Origin of the sequence: Sphingomonas sp. MMS24-J45 (assembly GCF_044881195.1) — a bacterium.
Taxonomy (GTDB): domain Bacteria; phylum Pseudomonadota; class Alphaproteobacteria; order Sphingomonadales; family Sphingomonadaceae; genus Sphingomonas.
Map to the genome: position 1 here is coordinate 1,706,331 of NZ_CP173255.1, position 26,407 is coordinate 1,732,737.

General features: G+C 63.3%; 25 protein-coding genes. 20 read left to right on the forward strand and 5 right to left on the reverse strand.

The genetic code is table 11. The features are described from left to right. Positions 1-112 precede the first annotated feature (112 nt). The 5 genes from AB5I39_RS08620 (at position 113) to AB5I39_RS08640 (ending at position 7,595) form a co-directional block, all read left to right on the forward strand. A complete protein-coding gene (locus AB5I39_RS08620; protein WP_404373746.1) occupies positions 113-526 on the forward strand; it encodes a TIR domain-containing protein in 414 nt (137 codons plus the stop codon). A gap of 38 nt (positions 527-564) precedes the next feature. Further along, positions 565-2,193: an LA2681 family HEPN domain-containing protein gene (locus AB5I39_RS08625; RefSeq protein WP_404373749.1), complete on the forward strand. Its 1,629-nt coding sequence runs from the start codon at positions 565-567 to the stop codon at positions 2,191-2,193. A 532-nt stretch (positions 2,194-2,725) separates the two neighbouring features. Further along, positions 2,726-4,294: a hypothetical protein gene (locus AB5I39_RS08630; protein WP_404373752.1), complete on the forward strand. Its 1,569-nt coding sequence runs from the start codon at positions 2,726-2,728 to the stop codon at positions 4,292-4,294. 1 nt (position 4,295) lies between these two features. Continuing rightward, entirely contained in the window at positions 4,296-6,137 is a 1,842-nt protein-coding gene (locus AB5I39_RS08635; protein ID WP_404373755.1) for a hypothetical protein, read from the forward strand. 297 nt (positions 6,138-6,434) lie between these two features. After that, positions 6,435-7,595 (forward strand): tyrosine-type recombinase/integrase, encoded by a 1,161-nt coding sequence (locus AB5I39_RS08640; protein ID WP_404373758.1) that lies wholly within the window; start codon positions 6,435-6,437, stop codon positions 7,593-7,595. Positions 7,596-8,031: 436 nt separating this feature from the next. Here the strand turns inward: AB5I39_RS08640 and AB5I39_RS08645 are convergent, their stop codons facing one another. Then, positions 8,032-10,278 carry a TonB-dependent receptor gene (locus AB5I39_RS08645; RefSeq protein ID WP_404373760.1) on the reverse strand — a complete coding sequence of 749 codons (2,247 nt, stop codon included), beginning with the start codon at positions 10,276-10,278 and terminating at the stop codon, positions 8,032-8,034. A gap of 199 nt (positions 10,279-10,477) precedes the next feature. Here AB5I39_RS08645 and AB5I39_RS08650 point away from each other — a divergent pair, with 199 nt between their 5' ends. Further along, positions 10,478-11,122 carry an RNA polymerase sigma factor gene (locus AB5I39_RS08650; RefSeq protein WP_404373762.1) on the forward strand — a complete coding sequence of 215 codons (645 nt, stop codon included), beginning with the start codon at positions 10,478-10,480 and terminating at the stop codon, positions 11,120-11,122. A 61-nt stretch (positions 11,123-11,183) separates the two neighbouring features. Continuing rightward, on the forward strand, positions 11,184-11,798 hold the full coding sequence (locus tag AB5I39_RS08655) for a TetR/AcrR family transcriptional regulator (protein ID WP_404373764.1): 615 nt from the start codon (positions 11,184-11,186) through the stop codon (positions 11,796-11,798). A 12-nt stretch (positions 11,799-11,810) separates the two neighbouring features. On the opposite strand, the gene AB5I39_RS08660 is transcribed toward AB5I39_RS08655, so the two are convergent. Beyond that, a complete protein-coding gene (locus AB5I39_RS08660) occupies positions 11,811-12,119 on the reverse strand; it encodes a hypothetical protein (RefSeq protein WP_404373766.1) in 309 nt (102 codons plus the stop codon). Positions 12,120-12,660: 541 nt separating this feature from the next. On the opposite strand from AB5I39_RS08660, the gene AB5I39_RS08665 reads away from it, so the two are divergent. From AB5I39_RS08665 to hemA, 7 genes are all read left to right on the forward strand, one after another. Next, positions 12,661-13,215: a fasciclin domain-containing protein gene (locus AB5I39_RS08665; protein ID WP_404373768.1), complete on the forward strand. Its 555-nt coding sequence runs from the start codon at positions 12,661-12,663 to the stop codon at positions 13,213-13,215. Between the two features lie 77 nt (positions 13,216-13,292). After that, positions 13,293-13,907: a cytochrome b/b6 domain-containing protein gene (locus AB5I39_RS08670; protein WP_404373770.1), complete on the forward strand. Its 615-nt coding sequence runs from the start codon at positions 13,293-13,295 to the stop codon at positions 13,905-13,907. Positions 13,908-13,910: 3 nt separating this feature from the next. Beyond that, the gene (locus AB5I39_RS08675) at positions 13,911-14,672 is read left to right on the forward strand and encodes a molybdopterin-dependent oxidoreductase (protein WP_404373772.1); all 762 of its coding nucleotides are present in this window, start codon (positions 13,911-13,913) and stop codon (positions 14,670-14,672) included. Positions 14,673-14,815: 143 nt separating this feature from the next. Continuing rightward, positions 14,816-15,856, forward strand: a complete 1,041-nt coding sequence (locus AB5I39_RS08680; protein ID WP_404373774.1) for a DUF3034 family protein — start codon at positions 14,816-14,818, stop codon at positions 15,854-15,856. Further along, positions 15,786-16,394 carry a group 1 truncated hemoglobin gene (locus AB5I39_RS08685; protein ID WP_404373776.1) on the forward strand — a complete coding sequence of 203 codons (609 nt, stop codon included), beginning with the start codon at positions 15,786-15,788 and terminating at the stop codon, positions 16,392-16,394. Before AB5I39_RS08680 ends, AB5I39_RS08685 begins: the two co-directional genes overlap by 71 nt. Before the next feature lie 5 nt (positions 16,395-16,399). Continuing rightward, positions 16,400-16,777, forward strand: coding sequence for a c-type cytochrome (locus AB5I39_RS08690; protein ID WP_404373777.1), 378 nt, complete (start codon positions 16,400-16,402; stop codon positions 16,775-16,777). Beyond that, positions 16,774-17,991: a 5-aminolevulinate synthase gene (hemA, locus tag AB5I39_RS08695; RefSeq protein WP_404373779.1), complete on the forward strand. Its 1,218-nt coding sequence runs from the start codon at positions 16,774-16,776 to the stop codon at positions 17,989-17,991. The genes AB5I39_RS08690 and hemA overlap by 4 nt, the downstream gene beginning before the upstream one ends. Before the next feature lie 391 nt (positions 17,992-18,382). On the opposite strand, the gene AB5I39_RS08700 is transcribed toward hemA, so the two are convergent. From AB5I39_RS08700 to AB5I39_RS08710, 3 genes are all read right to left on the reverse strand, one after another. After that, positions 18,383-19,054 carry a hypothetical protein gene (locus tag AB5I39_RS08700; protein WP_404373781.1) on the reverse strand — a complete coding sequence of 224 codons (672 nt, stop codon included), beginning with the start codon at positions 19,052-19,054 and terminating at the stop codon, positions 18,383-18,385. After that, complete coding sequence (locus AB5I39_RS08705; protein WP_404373783.1) at positions 18,988-19,569, reverse strand: hypothetical protein; 582 nt, start codon at positions 19,567-19,569, stop codon at positions 18,988-18,990. The genes AB5I39_RS08700 and AB5I39_RS08705 overlap by 67 nt, the downstream gene beginning before the upstream one ends. Positions 19,570-19,671: 102 nt before the next feature. Next, positions 19,672-19,878, reverse strand: coding sequence for a helix-turn-helix transcriptional regulator (locus tag AB5I39_RS08710; protein ID WP_404373785.1), 207 nt, complete (start codon positions 19,876-19,878; stop codon positions 19,672-19,674). A 447-nt stretch (positions 19,879-20,325) separates the two neighbouring features. Here AB5I39_RS08710 and AB5I39_RS08715 point away from each other — a divergent pair, with 447 nt between their 5' ends. The 6 genes from AB5I39_RS08715 to AB5I39_RS08740 all read left to right on the forward strand — a co-directional run bounded on the left by AB5I39_RS08715 (position 20,326) and on the right by AB5I39_RS08740 (position 26,356). Next, the gene (locus AB5I39_RS08715) at positions 20,326-20,730 is read left to right on the forward strand and encodes a sigma 54-interacting transcriptional regulator (protein ID WP_404373787.1); all 405 of its coding nucleotides are present in this window, start codon (positions 20,326-20,328) and stop codon (positions 20,728-20,730) included. After that, on the forward strand, positions 20,711-21,166 hold the full coding sequence (locus AB5I39_RS08720) for a hypothetical protein (protein ID WP_404373789.1): 456 nt from the start codon (positions 20,711-20,713) through the stop codon (positions 21,164-21,166). The genes AB5I39_RS08715 and AB5I39_RS08720 overlap by 20 nt, the downstream gene beginning before the upstream one ends. A 376-nt stretch (positions 21,167-21,542) precedes the next feature. Next, a complete protein-coding gene (locus tag AB5I39_RS08725) occupies positions 21,543-21,818 on the forward strand; it encodes a hypothetical protein (protein WP_404373791.1) in 276 nt (91 codons plus the stop codon). Positions 21,819-22,117: 299 nt separating this feature from the next. Next, positions 22,118-23,410, forward strand: coding sequence for a hypothetical protein (locus tag AB5I39_RS08730; protein WP_404373793.1), 1,293 nt, complete (start codon positions 22,118-22,120; stop codon positions 23,408-23,410). 877 nt (positions 23,411-24,287) lie between these two features. Beyond that, positions 24,288-26,066 carry a ParB/RepB/Spo0J family partition protein gene (locus tag AB5I39_RS08735; protein ID WP_404373795.1) on the forward strand — a complete coding sequence of 593 codons (1,779 nt, stop codon included), beginning with the start codon at positions 24,288-24,290 and terminating at the stop codon, positions 26,064-26,066. Positions 26,067-26,068: 2 nt separating this feature from the next. Continuing rightward, the gene (locus AB5I39_RS08740; RefSeq protein ID WP_404373797.1) at positions 26,069-26,356 is read left to right on the forward strand and encodes a sigma factor-like helix-turn-helix DNA-binding protein; all 288 of its coding nucleotides are present in this window, start codon (positions 26,069-26,071) and stop codon (positions 26,354-26,356) included. Positions 26,357-26,407: the final 51 nt, after the last annotated feature.

Below are 26,407 nucleotides of genomic sequence, written 5' to 3' on the forward strand. Positions count from 1 at the left end.
AGCCGGCAAGACCAGGTTTGCGTTCCGACCGGTTGCGCAATCTCTGGCGAACAGCCGAGCGGTGTAGCGCCCGATGACAGAGCGTCGGCTAACATTTCAAATGGAGATAGACGTGGCGGATCCCAGGGCGTTCATCAGCTTCGACTTCGATCATAACGAGGAGTCGCGGATGCTCTTCGTCGGACAGTGCAAGAACTCCAGCACACCGTTTTCCGTTCAGGACTGGTCGTCGAAAAGTGCGTTACCGCAGGCCGTTTGGGAATCGAGCATCAGCGGCAAGATCGGCAAATGCAACCTCCTCATCGTCCTTGTTGGAAAGACGATGGCCAGCGCCACCGGGGTCGCGAAGGAGATCGCAATGGCGAAGGCGCAGAACGTCCCGTATTTCGGCGTCTACGTGGACGGCGCGGACAGCAACAGCACCCTGCCCACAGGGCTGGCGCGGAACCGAACCATCAAGTGGACCTGGGCCGGCGTCGCAACCGCCATCACGCAGATGATGGGCGAAGGTAAGAACAAGGTCTGAGTTTGGGATAGCAACCCCGCGGCGCTGACCGCTGAAGCATGGAATTCGCGGTGCGCGGAAGGTCGAGAGGCCTCGACAATAGCGATGGGAATTCGCCCATGTCAGGGGATCTGGAGAAACTTCGAGAACGTTCGATCACGAAGTCGGATGACGACGCCGCGCTCGCCCACATCGGCTTGCTGATCGACGCCTCGCAAGACGCGGTCTACGGCCGCGGCGCCGACCGCGCCATCTACCTGCTGGACGAACTCGCGAAGCGGGACCTCGAGCCACGACATGGCGCGCTGGCGGAATATTTCCGCGCAAACGCGTGGAGCGTGAAGGAACGCGTCAGCGGTGAACGCGGATCCTGGGCATGGGAGCATCCCAAACGCGCGCAGCAGATCCTCGCCCTGTCGAGGGCGGCGGTTCATGCGGGCTTCGTGCAACTCGACCCGATCCGGCGCTGCCAGATCCTCACGAATAGGGCTAACCAGCTCGACACGATGGGCCGCTTCATCGACGCGGTCGAGGGATGGGACCATGCGCTTCTCATCATTCCGAAGTTCGCGATGGCGCTCGGGAACCGTGGCCTTGGGCTGAAGCACTATGGGAGGCTGCTTGGGGAGAACCGGCAGCGCGCCATATTCCTGCTCCACGGACATAGTGGTCTTGCCGCCGCGAGCTCCCCCGAGGCGATTTTCGATTCGGACTACGCCGAGGCGTTGACCCAACAGTTCGCCGACGCCGCAGCCTCGTTCGCACAGGCCGCAGACCTCGACCGCATCCGCGCCCAACAGAATCTCGACGGGCCTGGTCTCGGGCGCAATAAGGCCGAGCGTGCGTATCGGCGATGGTGCCTAGACCGACGTCTTTTCCTAAATCCGCTGAACGACCTCGGGCCGTACTCGACCGCCGCGACGGATGACCTCGTCCTCCCGCCCATCCGGGAGAGCTTCTCGGATCGCCCCGGCAGCGCGTCGCCGCCGCCTATCTTCGGCTTCTTCAACCAGATGAAACAGGAATACGCCTCAGCACGGTTCATGCTCTTCGAGGGGTTGCAGGACACTCGGACGCACTTCTCCGATCGCCACGTTCGGCTGTTCGACACACTGGACTATCCGATGCATTCGCTTGCGACTGAACGCATTCGCACAGCTTTCCGCATCGCATACTCACTTCTCGATAAAATCGCGTTCCTCGTCGACCACCACTGGAAGCTGGGAAAGATCCCAGATCGCATCAACTTCAAGAACGTATGGATGGTTGAGGGAAAGTCGCACCTGCTCGACCAGTTCAAGGCTTGCGAAAACTGGCCACTGCGGGGGCTCTACTGGCTCTCGAAGGAGCTGTTCGACGATGACCTGAAGCAGACCACGGGCCCGGACGCGCGCGAGTTGCACGGGATTCGCAACGCTCTCGAGCACAAGTATCTGCAGGTGCACGAAGGGTGGGCCTGGGATCTGATGGGAACCACGCCGACCTCGGACGGGCTCGGGCTCTCGATCACGAGCGACCTTCTGGAGGCGAAGGCGATCAGGATGATGAAGATGGCGAGATCCGCCCTGATCCAGCTCGCACTGGCCATCGGTGTGCAGCAGCGGTCCATGGACGTGCCCGGCCAACTTGTCGGAACGATGTCCCTCTTCGGCCTCGATGACCGGCGAAAGCGGCGAGATCCACTCTGACCGTCTTCCGACGCCACGCCACCCCAAGGAGGGGGTGTAGGCTTGTGCTGTTCACGCCGACCAGCACGAGGGAGGAATTCACGAGCCCCTGCGAGTCGGCTACGGCATCGACAGGTCAATCGCGGGCAAAGTGTGCCGTCGGCACGAGATCGTGAATTTGCAAAAGAAGAGGGGTGCGCGATGGCAGAATATGCGGTGTTGTGGCTTCCACAGGAACTCTCCGCGGAACGCGCCGCTTCCCCAGAACTCGCTGGAAGGGGTCGGCTCGGTCCCGAAATCGTTGCGCGCGTCTCGACGAGCGCATCACCGACGCCACCGTCGTAACGCCGCTCGCCCCGATGCCGCACAACGACCAGATCAGGATCTGAGCGATGCATTTCCGCACCACCTGCCTGGTCGCCCCGCGCCCGCCGACACCAATCAAATGGCGCCCCGCGCCGCACCACGACTGATCATCACACCCTTATCCAATGGGTCTCCGGTCGTGGACGCGTGTCCGCGGGCGCGGACTCCTGCGTCCGGGAGACAAGCCATGAAGGAACTGCCGCTCAACCTCGAACCCGGTGACATCGTTGCCATCGACAACATCGAACACGTGTTCGAGCGGGTCGATCCCGATGGCCGTATCACGCTGCGCACCCTGCGCAAGCACGTCGAGTTCGAGGTCACCGATCGCGAGACCGGCCTCGGCCGGAAGCCCGACGCCGACGACATCGCCCGCATGATGGCCAGCGGGACCTTCGTCAAGCGTGCCAGAGACCTCGAGGAAGGGCCGCGCCGCGCCGCGCGCAAGCGCGAGCTGGACGCCAAGGCCGCACACGCTGCGGACCCAAACTCCGAATTCCGCACCGCTTTCAACCGCGCGTACGACAAAAATCCGTGCGGCCTCTCGGACCGGGCACTCCGCGGTTTGAACGAGCGGCTGCTGACCGATCCGGCCATCGCCGTGCTGCCCGGCGCCAGGCTCTATGCCGGCTCGACCCTGCGCGAATGGGTCAAAAAGCGCGGCTTCCCCGGTGACCGCCGCGCGCGCGATGGCGTCGCGATGACCGGCTATCGGCGTGGCCGCCGGGTGCGTCACCCCAAGGAGATCCTCGCCCACTACTTGGCCCTTGCGGTTGGCAGGAAGACGACGTCGAGCCCGGGTGCGAAGGCCAAGGCCAAGAAAGCATGGGAGGACTACAAGGGGGAGATCAACCGCATCAACCGGGGCCAGCCGACTGGCCGCAAAGGTGCTGACTACGAGCAGCCGTCCGTCCCCTGGAAGGCCGTCAGCAACACCACCTTCTGGCGGATGAGCCGCGACCTCCAGTCGTCGGCGGCGCTCGAAGCCCAGCACGGGCGCCAGGCGGTCTACCAGAGTTATGGCGGCGGCGGGCGGACCGACCGCCACCTGCGCATCGGCGCGTTCGGTCAGATGGACGACACCAAGGTGCCCGCGATCTTCCTCGTTGACGACGAGCTCGGGATCCCGCTCGGCCAGGCGACTTTCACGGCCGTCCTCGAGGACGTGTCCAAGGTGATCCTCGGGTGGGGGTTGAGCTGGGACGAGGCCTCCAGCGCGACTGCCCTCGAGGCATACGCCCACGCCAACACGCCGAAGGCGATCCCGCCGGACATCGACGCCCTGCACCCAGAGCTCAAGTGGATCTGCTGTAAGCTCGCGGCCGTCCTGCTGGACAACCTGACCGGTCACCACTCCCGGCACTTCGAGGACTCGATGATGGACGTGGGCACGGACGTCCACTTCTCCGGCGCCCACATGCCGCGCGACAAGGCTCCAATGGAGCGGGTGATTGGCACCATCCTCGACCTCGCCTTTAACGATCTGCCGTCCGCGACCTACGACATCGCGCGCGCGCGCGAATTCGGCTTCGATCCCACCAAGATGGTGATGGTCCCGATCCGCAAGGCCCGGGAGCTGCTGCTGCGCGCGATCTGCGTGTATCACCTGTCTCCCCATGCGGGCCTCGACGGCCGGTCGCCGGCGCTTGTTTTCAAGCAGCAGCCCGACATGGTTCTCGACGATCTGGTGATCGCCGTGGACACCTGGAACGTCGATCACAAGTTCATCGGCCACAATCCGCTGAGGGACCTCTGATATGGCGCGGCAGGCGCTCCGCGGCGCCGACCTTTCCCCAGGAGCATCGCTCCGGGGGATCGTGTTCGACACCTGTTTCAGCAACAGCATCCCCCACACGTTCGGCATTCTCAAGCATTTCGGAATGCCGAACCGCAACCGCGTGCTCGTATCCGAGAGCCGCCACCTCAACACCGCGGGCCTGGCTGCAGCGCTGCGGATCGACGAAACGGAAGTCATCGAACGCCGCTATCCCGCTCACGGTCGCGGCCATCGGATCTTCTTCGGCATCCATGTCATGAAGCGCCGCATCGAGGCCCGGGTCAGGCGCTTCTCGCCCGCGGCGATCGCGAAGGGCGTGCAACATCACCCCGCCACGCACGAACTCAAGGATCTGCCGTTCTCGACGGTCGGTTGGGACATGCTGCACGACACATGTCCGTGCACCGAAGACGGCGTCGTCCAGAACTGGGTGACCGTCAACGGCTCGACCCGGTGTCACGCCTGCGGCGGCAGCCTGGGCAAGATCGCGTCCGTTCCGGTGCCGGACGCGCTTCGTCTGGCCTTACGGCTCATTGCCAGCATCGTCGATCCGGATCCGGCACGCCAGGAAGCGGCACTAGAGATGTTGCCGATCACCATCCGCGGCGTCAGCCGGACCCTCCTCTACGACATGGTGATGAACATCGCGCGCATGGTGAGCCCTGACGTGGACGAGGACGACTTCTCGACCCGCACGACCGCATTGGCTCGCGCCTGCGACGCCGTCATTAACTGGCCCGAGGGTTTGGCTGAGATCAGCCGGTCCGAGAACTGTCCAGTAAGCGTCTGGGAGTGGGTGCGGCGGCACTACGGGATGCTCGACGTGTGCGGCCACAGCGCCGTTGTCCGGCAGAGAGCCGCGCCTGTCCATGCAGTAGCAAACGCGGCGCACGCTGCGACCTACGCCCCGTCCGGCTCTGCAGGGTGGGCCAGGTCGAGCCTGCTCGGCGCAATGGCGGCGGCGCGGCTCTGCGGCGTGGACGAGAGCGCCCTGAAGAAGGCGTGGGACGAGGGCAGGTTCACTCAGCACAAATGGGTTCAGGGTTCGCTTAGGGTCAGGGCGTTCGATCCCGTAGAGGTGGTCGCAGTCGCGCCTTTCCTCCGGGTGGCTGGGTCTCGTGCCCGGGCTGCCAGCGATCTGGGCCTTCCAATCTACGGACTAGAGCAACTCCTCGAACGGGACCTGTTCTCGCCGGTGTCGCCCGGCCCTGGCATCAAGCAGACCGAGGCGCACATGGCAGCGGCCCAGGCTTTCGTCGAAGACCTGCAGCGCGCCAAGACGGATGTCACCGGCAGCATCGCCTTCGTTGAGGCGATTCGTCACGTCTCCGGCCGCATGAAGCCTTGGGGTGCGGCGTTCGCCGCCATGCTTGACGGCGATATTCCGTTCGCGGTGGCGGAGGCCTGTGATGATCCTCCGTTCGTCGGCCGTCTCCGCGTGAGCCCGGAGGCTATCACCGCGCTCCTCGCGCTCTCCGAAACGGAAGTGCCCAAGGTGGCCATCGAGCGCGCGAAATACTGGATGCAGGGTGACGCGCTGGAATGTCTCAACGGCAACAGAAGCGCCGGGGAACTGCTGGATGGGCTCGCATCCTTGGATACGCCGAAGAAGAAGCGCTACTTGGTCGCCGATGTTCTGCACCGCGCATCACTCGGTGTCACGACCTCCGATATCGCAAGGCGCTTTGGCTGCACCATAATGCGCGCAGCCATTACCCTCGATGCGAACAAGGTGCCGCAGATCGCGCCCGGGCTCTGGAACCGCAACCTGGCCGAAGCGACGGTGCGGAAGTTTCTGACGCTGGGGTCGCATATCCTCTAGGCGCCCGCGGCCGGACGGCGCGACGATCGACTCCGATTCGATCGAGCCTAAAATAAAGTATCTGCGCATCACAGGTACACGCCGCAGCATCGCTCATTCTGAAAAAAAGAGCGGACTATGGTGAATTATGACAGTCGGCTGGATGCCCCGTGAGCTCTATACTCCTTGTCTCAGGAAAGCCGAGGATGCCTCTTAGTCTTTAAAATATAACGATAATCTGCAAAGCTGATCCTCACGTTTTCCCAAAATGCTCCATCGCATCCAACGCGTAGTGTGGGAACAAACGAGGGAATAGAAATGGGCCGCTTGACCGCCATCGGTGTTAGAAATGCCAAGCCCGGCCGTCATGGGGACGGTAACGGATTATACCTTCTCGTAAAGAACTCTGGAAGCAGATCATGGCTGCTACGGTTGCAGCGCGACGGTAAGCGCAGGGACATCGGCCTGGGTTCGATGGCCGCGCTCAGCCTAGCAGAAGCTCGCGAGAAAGCGGCAGAACTTCGCAAGCATGCGTTGAACGGACGAGACCCGATCACCGAGCGAGATCGTGATCGTCGCCCGATCCCTACGTTCAAGGAAGCGACGAAGGCGGCATACGATGACCTGAGGTCAGGCTGGTCACCGAAGCACGCTTCAGCGTTTCTGGCATCGTTGGAGGAACATGCTTTCGGGCCGATTGGGAACCGTCGGGTCGATACGATCGACGCTGCGGTCATACGCGACATGCTGGCGCCAATCTGGACCAAGATTCCGTCCATGGCACGCAAAGTTCGCCAGCGGATTGGCACTGTCCTCAACTATGCCCAATCCAAAGGCTGGAGGGCGAATGAGGCGCCGTTGAAGGCGGTCACTCTGGGGCTCGCCCGCCAGGCTAGCGGCAACAACTTCGCTGCTATGCCCTATGCAGAAGTTCCAAGCCTTGTAGCCGATCTGATGGGTCGCCCCCAAACAACTGGCCGCGATGCGTTGATGTTTCTGCTGTTCACCGCCGCCAGGTCTGGGGAGGTTCGATCAGCGCGATGGTCCCATATCGATCTTGATTCAGGAAATTGGAACCGCCCGGCTGACCTGATGAAAAACCGGCTCGCACATACTATCACGCTCAACGAGCCCGCGATCAATCTCCTGCGTCGGCGCCTCGATGAGATTGCACCGAAGCCGCAAGATCTGATTTTTCCGGCGCGGAAAGGCGGTCAGCTTTCCGACATGACGCTTACCAAGGTTCTTAGGAGCGCCGAGGTACCCTTCACTGTGCACGGGTTCCGCAGTTCATTCCGGGATTGGGCAGCCGAAATGATGCCAACAATTCCCGACCCTGTTGCCGAAGCGGCACTCGCGCATGTGGTGCCCGACAAGGTGATCGCCGCGTACAAGCGCACGTCATTCTTGGCTTTGCGGCGAGAACTCCTCGCGGCTTGGGGAGCCGCCATCACGGTTTCTTGCTCAGTGGGGGGGTAGATCGGACGCACCGTCCCAATCCTGAAAGCCACCATTCGCTCACCAAGCACCGCGAGCGACCGAACAAGAGAGATTGGGACTTTTGTGCCTATCGCCAGCGATGTGTCGAACGGCGGGTTCTGTCAGAGGGCGACATCCGACTTTCGCCCGAGATACACAGCATAACGGCTGAAGCTGGGCCGGAGCCGGACTGGCAGGTCTGGTACGCAATGTTGTTGAAGCTGCCGTCGCTCCTCAAGCTTGGGAGGTGGAACAAACCTACACGTCGAATTTGGGGGCAGATTTTGCACTTCACCAACCTCGGACACACGTTCAAGGTAGCTGGGCTGCTCGAGCTAGGCCGACCTCCGACCATCCATTGATATGCTTGACCACGGCACTTTGGTTATGTCGTTTATGATACGACCAACTTTAAATCGGTGGTGCTCGTGCGGCATCAGAAATGCTTGATGAACGTCAATCCTATCGATCGCGGCTGGCCGATGGTTCCGAAATATGCGCCGTAGATCGTGGCGCCGCCGAGTGGGTAGCTTTGGAGGTACCGGAGATCGCCGAGATTCTTGACCCAGAGCAGGATCGTCGTGTGGGATTGGCGCAGGTCCAATCCCAACTGAGCATTTGCGATCCCAATATCTCCGAGTTTTGAGTATAAGCTGTTGTCTAGGTTGCCAAAATAGACAGACCTATAAGCATAGTCTGCCGCAATCCAAACGTCGCCCATCTTCGCGAAACGGCGACTGTAGCGCGCCGATGCATTGGCGATCCACTGCGGCGCATCTGCGAGCGGGCCGCCACTCAGATTGCAACGGGGCGCGATCATATTTTCGAGCGGGCACGGCGCATCGGGATAAAGATCATAGTGCGCATCATTGTACGAGCCATTGACGGCGATCTGAAACCTGTTCGTTACGCGCCAGTCCGCCTGCACCTCGACACCTCGCGTCGAGACTTGTCCGACATTTGTCAGGACCGCACCGAACAGCCGGTTTATCGTCGCCTGATAGTTGGCGATTCGCGTGTAGAAGAGCGCGATGTTCAGATGGGCGCGCCGGACGAACAACGTCGATTTCAGCCCCGCCTCAAAGCTGTCGGCGTGTTCGGGCCGGACGATCTGGTCGTCGGTCGATGCCGCCACGATCGGGTTGATGCCGCCCGCCTTGGTGCCGCGCGCATAGCTCGCGTAGAAATGCAGGTCGGCGTGCGGCGCATAGGTCAGCGCGATCGTGCCCGATGGATCGACGTCATCGACCGACAGCGCCTGGTGATAGGCCGATTGCGCCGCGTTGGCCGGGCGATCGATCACGCCCCATTTGCGCTCGTCAGTGGCGCGCGCGCCGACCGTCAGCGCGAGGCGCGAGTCGATATGCCAGCTGACTTGGCCAAACGCGGCGAGCGCTTCGGTATCGAGGTCCGATCCGGTCGAACTGGTAAGGTTGTTGAAGGCAAGCAGCGCGTTGGGCGGCGCGGCGCTGTTGCCCAGGAAATTCGCTGCCTTCCCGCCAAAGGCAAGCCGCAGGGTGGAGTGGAGCGATTGCCGGAAATAATAGGCGCCGAGCGTCCAGTCGATCCCGCTGTCGCCGTGATTGGCGAGCCTCACTTCCTGACTGAATTGCCAATCGTCGGTCGGCACCGCAGCGGACGCATAGCCATCGGCGCTCGACAGATCGCCGTCGAACCCGGCGCGATAATGCCAGGCGCGATACGCTGTGATCGATGTCAGCTCGCTCGCGCCGAAATGATGCACCAGCGTAGCGGCCACGCCGCCTTGGCGCACGCGCAGGAATGTCGGCGCATCCGCCGTGGTCAGATAATCCCGCCCGCCGAGCACCGCCGCGCCGCCCGCGGCGGCGACCCGCGACACATAGCTCGCCGAGGCTGGCCCGAACGACCCGGCGACCAGCGTGCAGCAACTGTCGCGTTCCTCATGATAGTCGGCGCTGAGGCGCAGCCGGGTGGCCTGCGATGGCGCGAACAGCAACTGCAATCGCCCGCCGGCGCGATCATTGCCGTTCACCCGACCCCCGTCGCCGACGCGGCGGACCCAGCCGGCCTGGCCAGTGTGATACAGGCTGAGCCGCCCCGCCAGCACGTCCCCGACCAGCGCGCCCGAGGCGCTGCCGCGAAGCTGGACATAGCCATGGCTGCCGATCGTCGCCTCGGCGTTGCCCTCGGGGGCGAAGCTTGGTGCCCGGGTCGTGAGGACGATCGCGCCCGCCGTCGTGTTCTTGCCGAACAATGTACCCTGCGGCCCCCGCAGCACCTGGATGGTGTCGATGTCGGTGAGGTCGTACACCGCCATGCCGGGGCGTCCGAGATAGACGCCATCGACGAACATGCCGACCGCGGGTTCAAGGCCGTCGCTCGCCGGGTTGCGGCCGATGCCGCGGATCGCGACATAATTGCCGCGCGGGTTGAAGTAGCTGATGTTGAGGCTGGGGGAGAGCTGCTTCAAATCCTCGATCTGATAGAGGCGCCGCTGGTCGAGCGTGGTGCCTGCGGTGATCGACAGCGCGATCGGCACCTCGGCGGCCTTTTCCGGTCGCTTTCGCGCGGTGACGATCAGATCGGCCTGCGGGTCGGCGGCGGGGTCGCGCGGGCGCTCTTGGGCAATGGCGATGCCTGGCAACGCTACGACTCCGACCGCGATTGCCACGCGCGCGATATGCGACCGCCAGTGCGGCATTGCGCGAGTCCCCCTGCCAACGTTCCCCAAAGCCGGAGCGCGACTCATAGCCCGCCGATCGGCTGGGCGAAAGCGTACAGCCGCCGCCGCACGATCAGCTTGACATACCCTTACTTCATGTTAGTAATGCCTACACCAAGATTGCTGCACTCACATGCTGAGTCGGGTGGTGGCGTTTTTTTGCAGCGGAGGGTGAGCAATGTTCGACGATGCCTGTGTCAGCCCGGTCGGCGACGTGCTGGAGGATGCCGGCACGGTCGCGCCGTCGCGGCCCGCCGACCCGATCGAGTTGCTGCTGCTACGCACCCGCGACGCCGATCAGCGCGCCTTTCGGCGGCTCTATGACCTCACGGCGTCGCGGCTGTTGTCGAAGGCGACGGCGATCCTCGGTAGCCGCGACGCGGCCGAGGATACGCTGCAGGAGGCCTATGTCCGCATCTGGCGCCATGCCCGGCAGTTCGATCCGGCGCGCGGCAATGCTTCGGTGTGGATCATGCGCGTGCTGCGCAATGCGGCGATCGATCGGCTGCGGCAGGATCGCACGATCGCGCGCTATCAAAGCGCCGGGGACGATCTGCCCGACATCCCGATCGCGCCCGAACCCGTTGCCGATCGGCTCGATCTCGAACGCTCGCTCGCCCAGCTCAGGCCCGAACAGCGCACGACGATCTGCCGCGTCGTGGTGCAGGGATGGACGCATGAGGAGGTCGCGATCGCCGACCATGTCCCAACGCCCACCGCCAAGGCGCGCGCCCAGCGCGGGCTGGTTCGGCTGCGCGTGGCGCTAAGCGAACCCGGCAGCCACGCTACCGTCGGTGGCGAATGGGTAAAGGCGGTGGCTTGACCCGCGCCCCCAAGCAGGAGATCGCTCAGCATCATCCCGATAGTGAGAGGCCGGGCATAAAGTGACGTCGGACGGACCCAAGGCATCCTATCAAAGCCCCCTGCGCGCGCGGCTGAAGGAACAGACGTCGCTGATCATTCTCGATGCGGTCGGCACGGTGATCCGCCAGGCCGACCTGGCCGCGGTCAGCATCGCCGAGGTCGCGCGGATCGCCGAAGTGACCGAGCAGACGGTCTATCGTCATTATGGTACGCGCGACGAATTGATCCGCGCCTTCATCAAATGGCATCTCGAACAAGCCGTTGGCGGCCCCGACATCCAGTTGCCGCGCACCATCGACGAGCTGCTCGCCTGGCTCGAGACGCGCTATGCCGCGTGGGAAGCCGACCGGCAGATCGTCAGCGAAACCTATCTGTCGGCGATCGGCCGCGAATTGCGCCAGCCGCTTTATGAACTCGGCTATCAGAATGTGATCCGCATGTTGGGGAACGAGCATCCCGAGCTCGACGAGGCGACGCGCCGCATCATCGCGGCGGCGATGCTGACGCTGATGAGCACCGAGAACTTCGTCTTCCTGCAGCGGAACCTCGGCTATGACGCTGCCGCGGTCCACGCCAGTGTGGTAACTGCGATCAACGCCATGCGGCGCGGCCTCGCGCCCAGCGAAGCCGGTTAAGGCCGTATCGCCTCAGGCGCCTTTGCCTGGTGCGATCCGCGCCTGAATCGCTGCCCATGTAGCGTCGGATGGCGTAATGCCTGGTGCGTCATCCGCGTCGAACGAGACCGCTTCATCGGCGTGATCGAGCATCGCGCGGTAGCCGGTCACCAATGCGGCAAAAGCGTCGTCGCCCCCGCAGCGCTCGACCGCGTGGCCGTGCTCGGGCTCGACCAGAATGCCCAGCGCCAGGTCGAGCGCCAGCGCCTGATCGAGAGACAAGTCCCGTTTGTCCTCCCATCCGGCACGCGGCGCATGTTCAGGCAGATCGTCATTGGTCATTACGCCATAAGCCGTTCGGTTGTCATCGATTTCAACAAGATTCGTCGCTCTGCCGGTCAGTGGCCCGCGGTTCCGCCGCGGGCGTGTCGCTGCTGGTAACGAAAATACGGGGGGCGGAGGCCCCCCGTATCTCCGGACGATCGCACACGGGGCGGGGAGCTCCGACTGCGGGGAAAACGGGCGCTTCCACCTTGCCGTGTGCCCCTGTCACGAGCGCCGATCCACCGGGGGGCGGCAGTGGATCGGCCATGTCGCGCCGCACTGGCCGACATTTCCCATACGGCGCGATGCCGCGCATCGGATGCACCGACACCGTCATAATGCTGAATAATAATGTCGCCCGCGCTGGATTCGCGATTTTTGCAACAATTCCGGTCGCCGGGTGCATCCAGGATCGTGACGCCATCGTAATATCGGTATCGGCGGGCGGATTTCGATGAAATCTCTGGTTCCTCCGACAGCACATCGTGATGTGCGCTCATGTAACCATATAGATTATCGACGAAAACTGCCTTTCTCCACATCATTTAAGGAACTTACGATGAACAAGACGATCATTTCTTCGCTTCTGCTGGCGATGACCGGCATTGCCGGCACCGCTGCACTTGCCAGCCCCGCGCCGGTTACTGTCGGCGGCGCGCCGATGTATGCCAACAAGAACATCATCCAGAATGCGGTGAATTCGAAGGATCACACCACGCTGGTCGCCGCGGTCAAGGCCGCCGGACTGGTCGAAACGCTGTCGGGTCCGGGTCCGTTCACGGTGTTCGCGCCGACCAACGCCGCCTTCGCCAAGCTGCCGGCCGCGACCGTGCCCACGCTGCTGAAGCCCGAAAACAAGGGCCAGCTCACCTCTGTGCTGACCTATCACGTCCTGCCCGGCAAGCTCTCGGCGACCGCGCTGCGCGCCAAGATCAAGGCGGGCAATGGCCGCGCGATGTTCAAGACCGTGCAGGGCGAAGAGCTGACCTTCACCCAGGCCGGTCGTCGCCTCCAGATCACCAATTCGAAGGGCGGCAAGTCGACGATCACGATCGCCGACGTCAACCAGAGCAACGGGGTGATCCACGTCGTCGACGCGGTGCTGCTCCCGTAAGCACCGGTTGACCTTGGGGGAGGCTGTTTCTCCTCGCCTCCCCCAAGCTCGCTCCTCCCGCCGCGCAGGATCAGGCCATGGCAACGCGCATCTTCGCACGACCCCGGCGTCAGCCGATCCATTCGCTGATCGTCCGCTGCTGCCACTGGATCAACGCCGTGGCTATGATCGTGATGATCTCGAGCGGCTGGGCGATCCACAATGCCGATCCGATCGCCCCGTTCCGCTTCCCCGACGGCATTATCCTCGGCGGTGGGCTGATCGGCGGGCTGCAATGGCATTTCGCCGCGATGTGGGTGCTGGCGATCAACGGCCTGATCTATTTGATGTACGGCATCGCCAGCGGGCGCCTGTCGCGCAAGCTGCGCCCGGTCAGCCTTCGCTCCGCGCTGACCGACGCGAGCGCCGCCCTGCGCGGGCAACTCTCGCATGCCGATCTGTCGGTCTATAACGGCGTCCAGCGCTTGCTGTATGCAGGCGTGATCGGGCTCGGCATCCTGATCGTCGCGAGCGGACTGGCGATCTGGAAGCCAGTGCAGTTCGGCTGGCTGACCTGGCTGTTCGGCGATTTCGACTGGGCGCGGATCGTCCATTTCTCCGCCATGACTGGCATCGTCCTGTTCGTGCTGGTCCATGTCGCGATGTCGCTGCTCGTCCCGCGCAGCCTGCTCGCGATGATCCGAGGAGCCTGACCAATGAACGACGAAACCCGCTATATCCTGCAGGATGCGGCGCGCGGGCTCGATGTCCCGACCCGTCGGCTGTTCCTGCGCAACGCGCTGGGGCTGGGCACGCTTGCGATGCTCAGCGGGTGCGAGGTGATCAACGGCTTTGGCGCCGAGCGTGCGCTGGGCGCCATGTCCGACTTCAACGATCGGGCGCAGGCCTGGCTGTTCGATCCGAACAAGCTTGCGCGCGAATATCCTGAAAGCATGATCACACGGCCTTTTCCGTTCAATTCCTTCTACACGCCCAATTCGCCCGATCTCGCGCCGATAATCGATCCGGCCGACTTCGTCCTCAACATCACCGGCCTGGCTGAGCGCAGGGAGGATTGGACGCTGCGCCAGCTCTACGCGCTGCCGCGCTTTACCCAGATCACCCGCCACATCTGCATCGAGGGATGGAGCGCGATCGGGAAATGGACCGGCGTGCGCTTCTCCGACTTTCTCGCCCGGATCGGGGCGGATCGGCGCGCGAAATACGTGACCTTCCGCTGCGACGACAATTACACCACCTCGATCGACATGGCGACCGCGCTGCACCCGCAGACGCAGCTCTGCTTCTGGATGGACGATCAGATCCTGCCGCGCGCGCACGGCTTTCCGATGAAATTGCGCGTGCCGACCAAGCTCGGCTTCAAGAACCCCAAGCATATCGGCGAGATCGAGATCGGCAACGACTACGCCGGCGGCTATTGGGAAACCTATGGCTATAACTGGTTTAGCGGGCTGTGACGCGCGTCGGTCAGAAGTTCGCCGTCCAATCTGCCGGCCGATAAAAATTGTTTCGGTGGCGCATCCAAACCCAGGGCGCGCCCGTAACAGACAGTGATAGCGCCGGGAAAGGGCCGGTGCCAGTAAAGGGAGTATATCAAGACATGTCGGCCATCTTGCAGACGAAGGTCGCAGCAGCGATTTTCGGTGGGGCGGCGCTGTGCGCTTTGCCCGTGTCGGCTGCGTACGCAGCTGAACGATCCGAACCTGAAGCGGTGACCGCTGCCGCCCCTATGGCGCCAGCCGAAACCACGGCTCAGGCTGAGTCCGCGCCTGACACCGCGCCCGATGCCGCACCCAGCGAACCGCACCGGGCATTTCTCACCAATGGCGGTCGGCTGTTGCTGACCGGCGGCGTCTCGACGATCGAGGGCGCAGGGGGTGGCGGCATCGTCCCCTGGGCGCTGATCGGCAGCTATGGGACCCGCAATCAGATCGGCGTCAGCGCGTTCGCCACCGATGTCGATACACAGGATTTCACGCTTCGCTCGTTCGGCGCGGCATTCAGCTTCCGCAACCGGGTCGAGCTGTCGGTCGCACGGCAGAATTTCAATCTGCGCGGCGTCGGGGCGGCGATTGGACTCGGCAACAAGTTCATCATCAGCCAGACGATCATCGGCGCCAAGGTGCGGCTCGTCGGTGATGCTGTGCTCGACCAGGACAAGATCCTGCCGCAGCTTTCGGTCGGTCTTCAGTACAAGATCAATGACGACAAAACCGTCGTCGGCGGTGCGCTCGGCGTGAAGCGCGAGGGCGTCGATTTCTACGCCGCGGCGACCAAGATCATCCTGTCGCAAAGTGTGCTGCTCAACGCGACTGTCCGGCTGACCAAGGCGAACCAGTTCGGCATCCTCGGTTTTGGCGGCCTTGGCGGCAAGGATCAGGCGTACAAGCCGCAATTCGAAGGCTCGGCCGCCTATCTGCTGACGCGCAAGCTGGCGGTCGGCGCGGAATATCGCACCAAATCCAACCGGCTCGAAGGCGCCTTGGGCGGCACGACCTTCCGCGAAGAAAATGCCTATGACTTCTTCGTCGCCTATGCCCCCACCCGCAACGTCTCGATCACGGCGGCCTATGCGCGGCTCGGCCAGATCGCGCTCAAGCGTCAAAACGGCGCTTACGTCTCGCTCCAGCTCGGCTTCTGATCAGCCAAACTCAAGAGGATATCATCATGTTGAAAATCGCCCTTTCGCTCGCCTTGCTGGCGGGGACGGCCCCGGCTGCCTTCGCCAGGAAAATCTCGCCGGCAAATATAATGTCCAGGAGCCTGCGGTCAGCGATCCTTCGATCAAGCCGACCGCGCCGACCACGCCGGTTATCACCGACGACGAGCATCTGTTCGAGACCTTTGGCGGCCGCGAAGGGCTGACCGCGCTGATGGACGATGCGATGGTGCGCTGGCTGAAGAACCCAAAGACGCGGCCCTTCTTCGAAAATGCCGATCAGGCGAAGATCAAGGCGCTGCTGGTCGAGCAATTCTGCGTCATCATGCACGGCCCTTGCCAATATTCGGGCCGCACCATGGCCGAGGCGCATCGCGGCATGAACGTCAAGGAAGCCAATTTCTACGGCCTGGTCGAGGAGCTTCAGGTGGCGATGAACAAGCGCCATATCCCGTTTCGGGCACAGAACCGGTTGATCGCCGCGCTCGCGCCGATGCACCGCGACATCATCGACAAGTGATCGCCATGAACCAGCTGATCCGATCGATCATCGCCGTCGGGGCCGTGGCAATCGCCACCCCCGGCTTCGCCCAAACCGCCGCCGACGCCCTGCCCGGCGCCAAGCTGTACCAGAGTAAATGCACGACCTGTCACAGCCTCGACGCCAACCGGATCGGCCCGGCCCATCGCGGCGTGTTCGGTCGCCCGGCCGGCAAGGCACCGGGTTACAGCTATTCCGCCGCGCTGAAGAGTTCCGGCATCGTCTGGAATGCGACGACGCTCGACCAATGGCTCCAAGGCCCGCAGAGAATGGTCAAAGGCACGAAGATGTTCCTCGTAGTGCCGAGCGCCACGGATCGCGCGGCGATCATCGCCTATCTCAAGGCGACGTCGAACAAGTGACCGACTATGCCCACATCTTTTCGCAGGCTATCGACCGGCTGCATGTCGAGGGGCGCTACCGCGTGTTCATCGACATCCTCCGCAACAAGGGCGCGTTCCCCAACGCGCGCTGCTTCGCCGGGCATAACGGGCCGAAGCCGATCACGGTGTGGTGCTCGAACGACTATCTCGCGATGGGCCAGCATCCCGATGTCATCGCTGCGATGGAGGGGGCGCTGCACGACGTCGGCGCAGGCTCCGGCGGCACGCGCAACATCGGCGGCAACACGCATTACCATGTCGATCTCGAGGCCGAACTGGCCGATCTGCACGGCAAGGAAGCGGCCCTGCTGTTCACCAGCGGCTATGTCTCGAACGAAGCGACGCTCGCTACGCTCGCCAAGATTTTGCCCGGCTGCATCATCTTTTCCGATGAGCTGAACCATGCCTCGATGATCGCGGGCATCCGCAATTCGGGCTGCGAGCGGCACGTCTTCCGCCACAATGACGTGGCGCATCTCGAGGAGTTGCTCGCCTCGGTCGATCCCACGGCCCCCAAGCTGATCGCGTTCGAAAGCGTCTATTCGATGGACGGCGACATCGCCCCGATCGCCGAGATTTGCGATCTGGCCGACAAGTATAGCGCGCTGACCTATCTCGACGAAGTCCACGCCGTCGGCATGTACGGCGCGCGCGGCGGTGGCATTTCGGATCGCGACGGCGTCGCCGACCGGCTGACGATCATCGAAGGGACGCTTGGCAAGGCATTCGGCGTGATGGGCGGTTACATCACCGCCGATCAGACGATCGTTGACGTGATCCGTTCTTATGCGCCGGGCTTCATCTTTACGACGTCGCTGTCGCCGGTGCTGGTCGCAGGCGCGCTCGCCAGCGTGCGGCATCTGAAGGCGTCTTCGGTCGAGCGCGACGGCCAACACGCCGCCGCAGCGATGCTGAAGACGCTGTTCGCCGAAGCCGGGCTGCCGGTAATGGATTCCACTACGCACATCGTGCCGCTGATGGTTGGCGATCCGGTCAAGGCCAAGAAGATCAGCGACGTGCTGCTCGCCGAATATGGCGTGTATGTGCAGCCGATCAATTACCCGACCGTGCCGCGCGGCACCGAACGCCTGCGTTTCACCCCCGGCCCCGCGCATGACGAAGCGATGATGCGCGATCTGACCAGCGCCTTGGTCGAAATCTGGGGACGGACGTCCCTCAGACTAGCGGCTTGAAAGCCGTTCTCGATGCGTCGGAATGGGGATGCGCAGCGCACAGGTTCGTTCGCCACGCTGCAAAAGCCGATCTCGTGGCGCGCAGAAGAATCCCTCGCGTTCAACGACGGATGTCCAATTATTTAAAGTTGCGTTCCAACGCAGCCATTTAAGTTGGCACCGAAATCGACGCTGATTCGCTACATGAACGAGTGTCCGTTTTGAGGGCAGATCGCAAAGGCCTCAACGACCGATTATGGGGCGCTAAGCTGACGGTCCGCGCCGTGGCGTCCATATAGCAGCTTCTATCAGGAGCACACGTTTGCTGAGCCTGATCTAAATGCCCGGGTCTGGTTCGTGAAACGACGGATTTCTTTTACGCATGTGCCGCTCAGGTCCATGACAGCATCCCCTAGATCAGGTGTTCATCGACCTGCCCGGAAAGCACCGGGTCCAGCCGATCGGCCTCTGCGGCCGCCCATCGCCTCCACTTCGCGAACGCGGCAGGGTCCAGGCTTCGATGGCCCTTCTCTATGGCGGCGCTAACCGACCCTATCAGTGCACGCAAATCTTCTGCCTGCCGCAACATCTCGGCGCTACGGTGCAGCGCTTCCAAGCGCTCCCTGTTCTGTTTGGCCAAGGCTTCCTGCCGACGCTCCTCGCGCCAGGCATTCATCCGCGCCTCGTGCTCAAGCCGCTCCGAGATGCTGAGGCGGTAGCGCGCTTCTCCGGCAGCGACGATCGTGGCCGCGATTTCCGCGACCCGCGTTTCCAATCTGACCGCGCCGTCCTCCCACATGTGAGGGAACCCCTCTGGCAAGGCGGGAAGCAATTCGATGCATAGCGGGGATTTGGGTGGGTTCGGCAGCGCGTCACTTTGGCGCCGATGGGTAAGCGCAGTTTCACCGGGGTGATGGATCCGGACCTGGACGTCATGATCTCCAACCGTGGCGCGGAAGCTCGGCTCGTGCTCGCCCCAAAGGGCACACGGATATCCCATTGGAGCCAGCGCATGCATCAGCGCGTTGACGATCCGAAGCTTGCGTTGCTGATCCGGTTGCTCGAAAACCGGGGCAAGCTCCACCTCGGATAGGTCGATGTCGCAATCTTCTCGCGTCGTCGTTCGTCGCGCCGAAGCAGCGTCTGCAGTGCGCGATGGGGGCGATCGAGCTTCTGCGATACCGAGATCTTTCCTATCCGCTTCAGGACGTCGGCGCGCAGCTGGTACAGGTCCTCGGGTACCTCCTCGCTCGCGAAAGGACCGCCCGGGTGTTCCGGAGCGCACGATTCGGCACGGAACCGATCGGCAAGAGCGCCGTGAACGGGCAAGAGGCGGTCCTCGCCTGGTTTGCGTGCTGGCAGCGGGGTGCGCCGGACCGGCTTGCCCGCCTGCAGCTTGCTCCAATAGCCCGGCGGGGGAAGCAGGATGCCATGCTGTCGCAACGCCTTGGCCAGCCCGCTATCCGAAAGCCCGAACTCGGACGCCAACTGTCGCATCGGCGCGGACCAGGCGAATTCGTATAATCGTTCCCGGCTGATCCGTACCTCCGGTTGCTGGCCTCGCCACCATGATGCGCCTGAACCTCCGATCAACGTCATGCCACTCTCCGTCAGATACTGACGGTGTGGTGCCGCAGGCGGCCTGCATCGCCAATCGGCTCCGCGACAATCGGGTGACGACGTCGTGTGTCCCTGAGCGAGCTAACCCTCGCCGACCTGATAGAACATCGGGTTTTTCAGCCATTCGACGATGGCGGACTCGCGCCAGCCAGCGCAGCGGGTGCTGATCTGGACGTTCTTCGGGAACGTGCCGTTCTGCATCTTGCGGTACATCGTCGAGCGGCTGAGACCGGTGCGCTCGAGGACGGTCTTGATTCGGAGGATGCGGTCGGGGGTGTCGGTCTGCATCGGTATCACCTTGCATCATGTGCGTCTGAACGGTGCTCCCCGGAGCAAGTTGGGCAGGGATTGTGCATCTTGAAAAGGGACCCTTGGGCATCAGAGCGCGGCGGCGTGCACAAACGTATCTCTGGCGTAGGTTCGAAATCCGGTTCGAAGTCTGATGGCGTCTCACGTTTCGCGTGACCGCGCTCTACGCCGCCTGCGCGGCGCCGAGTCGCTTATGCGTCTCGGCCCGTCCGGGTGACGATCGCATGACGCGGATTGGGCGCTGCCCAGCAGCGGAACGCGACAGCTGACGAGCGACTCCGCATTGCCAAGGCCGCGCACAACGAAAAGATTGGCGGCCATTGAGCCGGGGGTGATGCCGAGCACGCCCTTCCGCCGCGGTTGCCGACCGACAGGGGCTGCTTCTCTCGGCGGACGGCGGGAGCTGTTCCTCGACGAGATCGGGAGTTGGGACTCGACGAGCTGGCGATCATCCCGCGCGCGATCAAGGACAAGCGCTCCCTGCCGGTCGGCTCCGATAAGGACGCCGCGTCGGAGTCCCAGCTGATCGCCGACACCAATCGCGATCTGGGCAAGGCGGTGGCCGCCGATACGTTCCGCGACGACCTGTATGTGCGGCTCAACCTGTGGACGTTCCGACTGCCCGACCTCGCCGAGCGGCGCGAGGATATCGAGCCCAATCTCGATTACGAGCTCGACCGCTTCCCGGAGCGCGAGGGCGATCGTGCGAGCTTCAACTGGGAAGCGCGCCGGCGCTATCTCGCTTTCGCGACCAGCCAGAGCGTGTCCAGGCCAAGGCAATTTCTGCGATCTAGCGGCCAGCGTTACCCGCATGGCGATCCTCAGCCCTAAGGGCCGGATCGACATGGAGTGCGTCGAGGCTGAGATCGGATGCCTGAAGCGCCTGTGGTCCGGCCAGCGCGACGATGGTGTCGCCGTGCTGGCAGAAGTTTTCGCGACCGAGACTCTGGTCGAAATCGATACTTTTGATCGCGTCCAGCTTGCCGACGCCATTCGCGTCTGTCGCACGAGTCGCTCGCTTTCCAAAGCCGGCGCGTGCTCTTCGCAGCCTCACGCACCCGACGGACATCGGCAAACGCAGCCAGTCGACTGCGCAAGTATCTCGCGCGGTTCGCTCTCGACTGGGCCGACGTGTCACCATCTGGTCGACGCTGAGGCGATAGCGCGCGAGCGCATTCCAAGACAACGGCCTGGGCCGTCGGTCATCGTCCAGTATTCCCGACGAACTCTCCCAGTAGATCGCAAGGAAATGCTTCTGATCGGATGAAGGTCCACCAGCCAGCTTGACATCGATCACTGGATCAATTCTGTTCCACGCATAGGACGGTCGAGACCACACGGCGGATAAAACCGGCCGCGAGAAGGGGATGTTCAGTGTTCGATTGGACGCCGCATCAGCGCAGCAGGGCCGCGCGCATTCATCGTGCGATCGGTCAGCGGCTCGCCGTCGAGGGGTTGACGACCACCCCTCGATTCCCATCTCTTAGAGCTACCGGACATTCTTGCTGTGCCGGAACCGTACGTCTCGGCCATCGTTCATTCCAGCCAAAGGCCGTTGATTCGAGATGACGCACCGACTACGGGGCGTCGCGTAGCCGTCGCGCCCCGGGCGGTCACGATAAGCAGATCGGGGGAAGTGAACTATGAGCGAGCTGATCAGTAATCTTTCCTTCGTGATATTCGGCGCGATTGCCGTGATGATCACGGCTGTCCTGCTCAAAGTGCTTCGCGAAGGTCCCCGTGAAATCCGGCGCCTCCGCCGTGCTGGTTACGGCGTGAGCAACTTGGTTCGCCCTGAATTGCCGAAAGACGGCAGCGGCGCGACGAACGATGCCATGGAAGGGCTGGAGTTCATCGCCGACAACGGGCGCATCGTGTCCGTGAGGCAAACAAGGACGATCTCGGCCGAAGTCGCTTGATTCGTCCGTAGTCGCGGCAGCTTGGCATGCGCCTATCGGCATTTTCGACCGCAGGCGCATTGCCGTGGCTCACCAAGCCTTTCTGCTATGCGGGTTGGGTCCCTACCATCACTGGACATCTATCGTTCAGTCTAATCGGGGGACCCCGGGTCACTCCCCGCTGCCACACATTCAATCGTCCAGTCGCTTCCGGTCCTGTCCGGCTGATCGCGGTTCACCAGAAGCGCACGGCGCAGGACTACATCGCACCGCCCGGCGCAGTGCAGCTTGCTCGGCCGCAGGCAACCCAAGACTATTTCTTGATCGCTCGTACCGGGCCCGCCGACACTCCGTATGTTTCAAACGGCGCCGTCAAGATCGCACGTGACGACCAAGGGGTGCTTTCCGGCATCATCCTCGTTGTCCCACGCGATCGGGATAAAATAATGAAGGGTAGGCGCAAAAAATTTCTCGCCGACATCAGACACCAGCTTGAGCGACAGTTCGATCGCACCGCCGCCCCCCAGCAGGTGATCGACACCATCCTTGATCGGATCGACGACGCCCGGATCGAAGGTATCGCGTGTCAGACCATGGAGGTCGCGATGTTTCGCACCGGGGAACTTCGCATCTGGTTCGACATGCGATTTTTCCTTGGTCGCGAAGTGCATGCCCAGGCAATCCCTCCTTCGCCTGAGGAGCTCGAGCTTGCAGAGGCGCTACCTCCCCAAGCCTATTTCTTCGCCAAGGACATCACGCACCTCCATTATCATCACGAGCCGGATTCCGATCAACTCCTGCCGCTGACGCGGCTGCAAGCGGTCGCGACCGCAGCTGACCATGAAGCCAATGAACTTAATTGGCGGCGTGAGACTCTATGGGGACTTGCGCGTGTCGTTTCGCAGTACCGCCAGCGCAACACGCTCTACGATTTCAAGAAGGTTCTCGGAATGCTCGCCTATGCCGACGCTTTCCAGTCGACGCTGGCTCTGGTCTGGCGGAAACAGTCGCTGGATGATCTGATCGAGCCTCACGACAGGCTTTCGCGGTACGATTTCGCGCATACGCGGAGCTCCGTGGAAGCGATGGAGAGCCTGGCTACCTGGAAACGTTCCGGCGGCCTGCAGCTATTTGCAATCATGGCCGGTGTCGTGCTGTCCAGCCTCGCCCTGTGGGCAGGTGCCGTGCAAATTCGCCCCATGGTATGCCCCGAGCCGATCGGGAACGGCAAGTCGGTACCCCATTGCCCACCTGTCCATTACATGGATACCGCATCAGCCGTCGTGTGGGTGACCCAAAATCCAGTGTTATTCACAGCAATCATTTTTCTCATCGGCTTTGCAACCTTTGTTTTGGTCTTTCGTGACGTAACATTTATACCTTTCGGCAAGCGCCTGCAGCGTGCGCTTAGCAGGCTGAGCAAGGCGATCGGGACGACGATGTCACGGTTGGTCAAGGTCGACAGTGGCTTGGCTGACTGGCTCGGATATCTCTCAGCGCTTTCGGTACTCGGTGCCACTCTCTCAGGTGCGGTGTTGCTCGCGATTAACCGAAACGCGATAGGGGAAACTATTGCGGGGTGGATATCGTGGCTGCTTGGTATCGCCCCATAAGCACACCTGCACGGCGACCGCATATCTGTCGTCGCCAGTGATACAATATCGGGTTGCGAAGCCACGCATGGACTTCACAACCGCGCCAACCGGCGCAGCGTGTGCTGCTCTGGACGTTCTGGGGAACCGTGCCGTTTTGCATTGTCCGCCTGGGTGGTGCTCCCCGGTTTAAGTTGGGCAGCGATTCTGCGCGGTGAAAAGTGGTCCTTTGGCGTCCGAGCGCGAGCGTGCACACACGTATCTCTGGCGTAGGTTCGAAATTCAGTTCGAAGTCTCGTGGCGTCTCACGCTGCGCGTGACCGCGCTCTACGCCGCCTGCGCGGCGCCGAGTCGCTTATGCGTCTCGGCCCGTCCGGGTGACGATCGCATGACGCGGATTGGGCGCTGCCGCGCAGCGGAACGCGACAGCTGACGAGCGTGCGCTGACGGACATCTGCGAAGCCGCCAGGGTCCGCTGTGCCTTTGTTTTCCGCGTGGCACACTCGATCCGGCCGGAGGGCGCGGCGGCGGCTGGCGCACGGGCGCACGCGCACGCCACCGCGACGGCCGTCCGGCTTCGAGAGTGCTGTAATGTGTTGGCGCCTGTGGCGCCGGGCGCTTCGCGCTGAAGATCTGCGGACGGCGCTGGTGCGCCGGCGTTGTCTGCCGGCCGCGGCCAAGGGGGGTGGGCGTCGCTCCCTCTAGTCCCGCCGCGGCGGGCAGCAACTTGGGCTGCGCCCAAGTCCTCCACTGCGTTTCGGCCCTGCAAGCCACCCCATTGCACAAGCGCAACGGGGACCCCGGGGGTGCTGCCCGCCGCTCAAGCGGGACCGCCGGTCTGCTCCTTGCCGCCCACCCCCCTTTTCCGGGGCCGATGCGGTTTTCGAGGAGAAGGAAGATGGAACTCAAGCATATCGATATCGCCAAGCTCTGCATTTCGTCTGCGAACATGCGGGCCAAGGGCAAGCCGGACCTGTCGCACATCCTGCCGTCGATCCGGGCGCGCGGCGTGCTGGTGCCGCTGATCGTGCGGCCTGCGGAAGATCAGGACCGGTTCGAGATTGTGGCGGGCAAGCGGCGGTATCACGCGGCGCTGGCGGTCGCGGAGGCAGGCGGCGGGGAGGACGCGCTGCCGTGCGCGGTCATGGCGGCGGGCGACGACGCGGCGGCGCTGGAGGCCTCGCTGATCGAGAATGTCGCGCGGCTCGATCCCGACGAGGTCAATTTGTGGGAGACGTTCACGCGGCTGGTCCGCGAGGGGCGGTCGCCCGAGGACATCGCCCTCACCTTCGGGCTGACCGAATTGCAGGTGAAGCGGACGCTTGCGCTGGGCAATCTGCTGCCCCGCATCCGGGGCCTCTACCGCAAGGGCGACATCGACATCGCGACCGTGCGGCATCTGACCCTCGCGTCGAAGACGCGTCAGCGGGAATGGCTGGCGCTGCTGGACGATCCCGAAGCCCGTTGCCCCACCGGACATCACTTGAAGGCGTGGCTGTTCGGCGGCGCGTCGATCCCGGTGCGTGCGGCGCTGTTCGATCTGGCGGACTATCCCGGCGAGGTGATTTCCGACCTGTTCGGCGAGGAGCGCTATTTCGCCGACACGGCCATGTTCTGGGCGGCGCAGAACGCGGCCATCGACGCCAAGGCCGAGGGCTATCGCGAGGCAGGCTGGTCAGAGGTGATGATCCTGCCGACCTGCGAGACTTTTCATGGCTGGGAGCATGAGCGCTGCGCCAAGCGCAAGGGCGGCAAGGTGTTCCTTGCCGTCAGTGCGCGCGGCGAGGTCGCGGTCCATGAAGGCTATATTTCTTGCAAAGAGGCGCGGCGGCGCGAGCGCGGCGAAGTCAGTCAGGAGGACAAGCCGGTTCGGCCCGAGGTTAGCGCACCGATCCAGACCTATGTCGATCTGCACCGGCACGCCGCCGTGCGGGCCGACCTGATCGGCCAGCCGTCGGTCGCGCTGCGTCTGATGGTGGCGCATGCCATTGTCGGGTCTTCGCTGTGGAATGTCCGGATCGAGGACCAGCGGGCATCGAGCGATGCGATTGCGGAGAGTGTCGAGACTTGTGCGTCGGAAGCTCGGTTCGACGAGAAACGGCGCGCGGTGCTGGCGCTGCCGGGCTTCGATCCCGAGGCCCCGACCGTGACGCGCGGCTATGAGGGTGAGCACGGCGTTGCCGGGCTGTTCCTGCGTTTGCTTGAACTTCCCGATCCGGCACTGTTCGACGTTGCGGCAATCGTCATGGGCGAGACGCTGGAGGCCGGGAGCGCGCTTATCGAACTGCTGGGTCCGTTGCTCGGCACCGACATGGCCAAGGTCTGGCAAGCGGACGATGCCTTGCTCGACCTGGTCCGCGACCGTGAAGTGATCGGCTGTGTGCTGGCCGATGTGGCGGGCGATGCGGTTGCCAGCGCCAATGAGGGTGCCACGGCGAAGGTGAAGCGCGGGATCGTCCGCGATTGCCTGACCGGCGAAAACGGACGCGCCAAGGTTCAGGGCTGGGTGCCCAAGTGGATGGTGTTCCCGCCCGCCGCCTACACCGAACGCGGTGGCGTCGGCACCGTCAGCCGCGCCGCGCGGATTGCTGACCTCACTCTCCCGCAGCCCCAGCCGCAGCCCCAGCCGCAGCCCCAGCCGCAGCCCCAGCCGCAGCCGCTGCGGCAGGCCGCCTGAACATGGGTCTGGCGGCCACCGCGCCGCCAGACCTCTCCTTTGTGGAGGACATCATGACCCATGATCCTGATCGCGTGGCTTTGAAGCGGATTGAGCGGGCATTGCGCAAGCTGCCCCGCTTGCAGCGCGACATCTTCCTTGCCGCTCGGCTCGATGACATGAGCTACGCCGAGATCGCCGAGCGTACCGGCCTCGCGGTGCGCGATGTCGAGCGGCATATCGCCAAGGCGCTTGTCAGCATCGACCGCCGTCTGCGCAAACCGCCGAGGCGCCGGTGGCGCATCTGGTAACCGCAAAATTTCGGCCTCGCGGGGCGTGCCCCGCGAGGCTGTGCTTTGCGC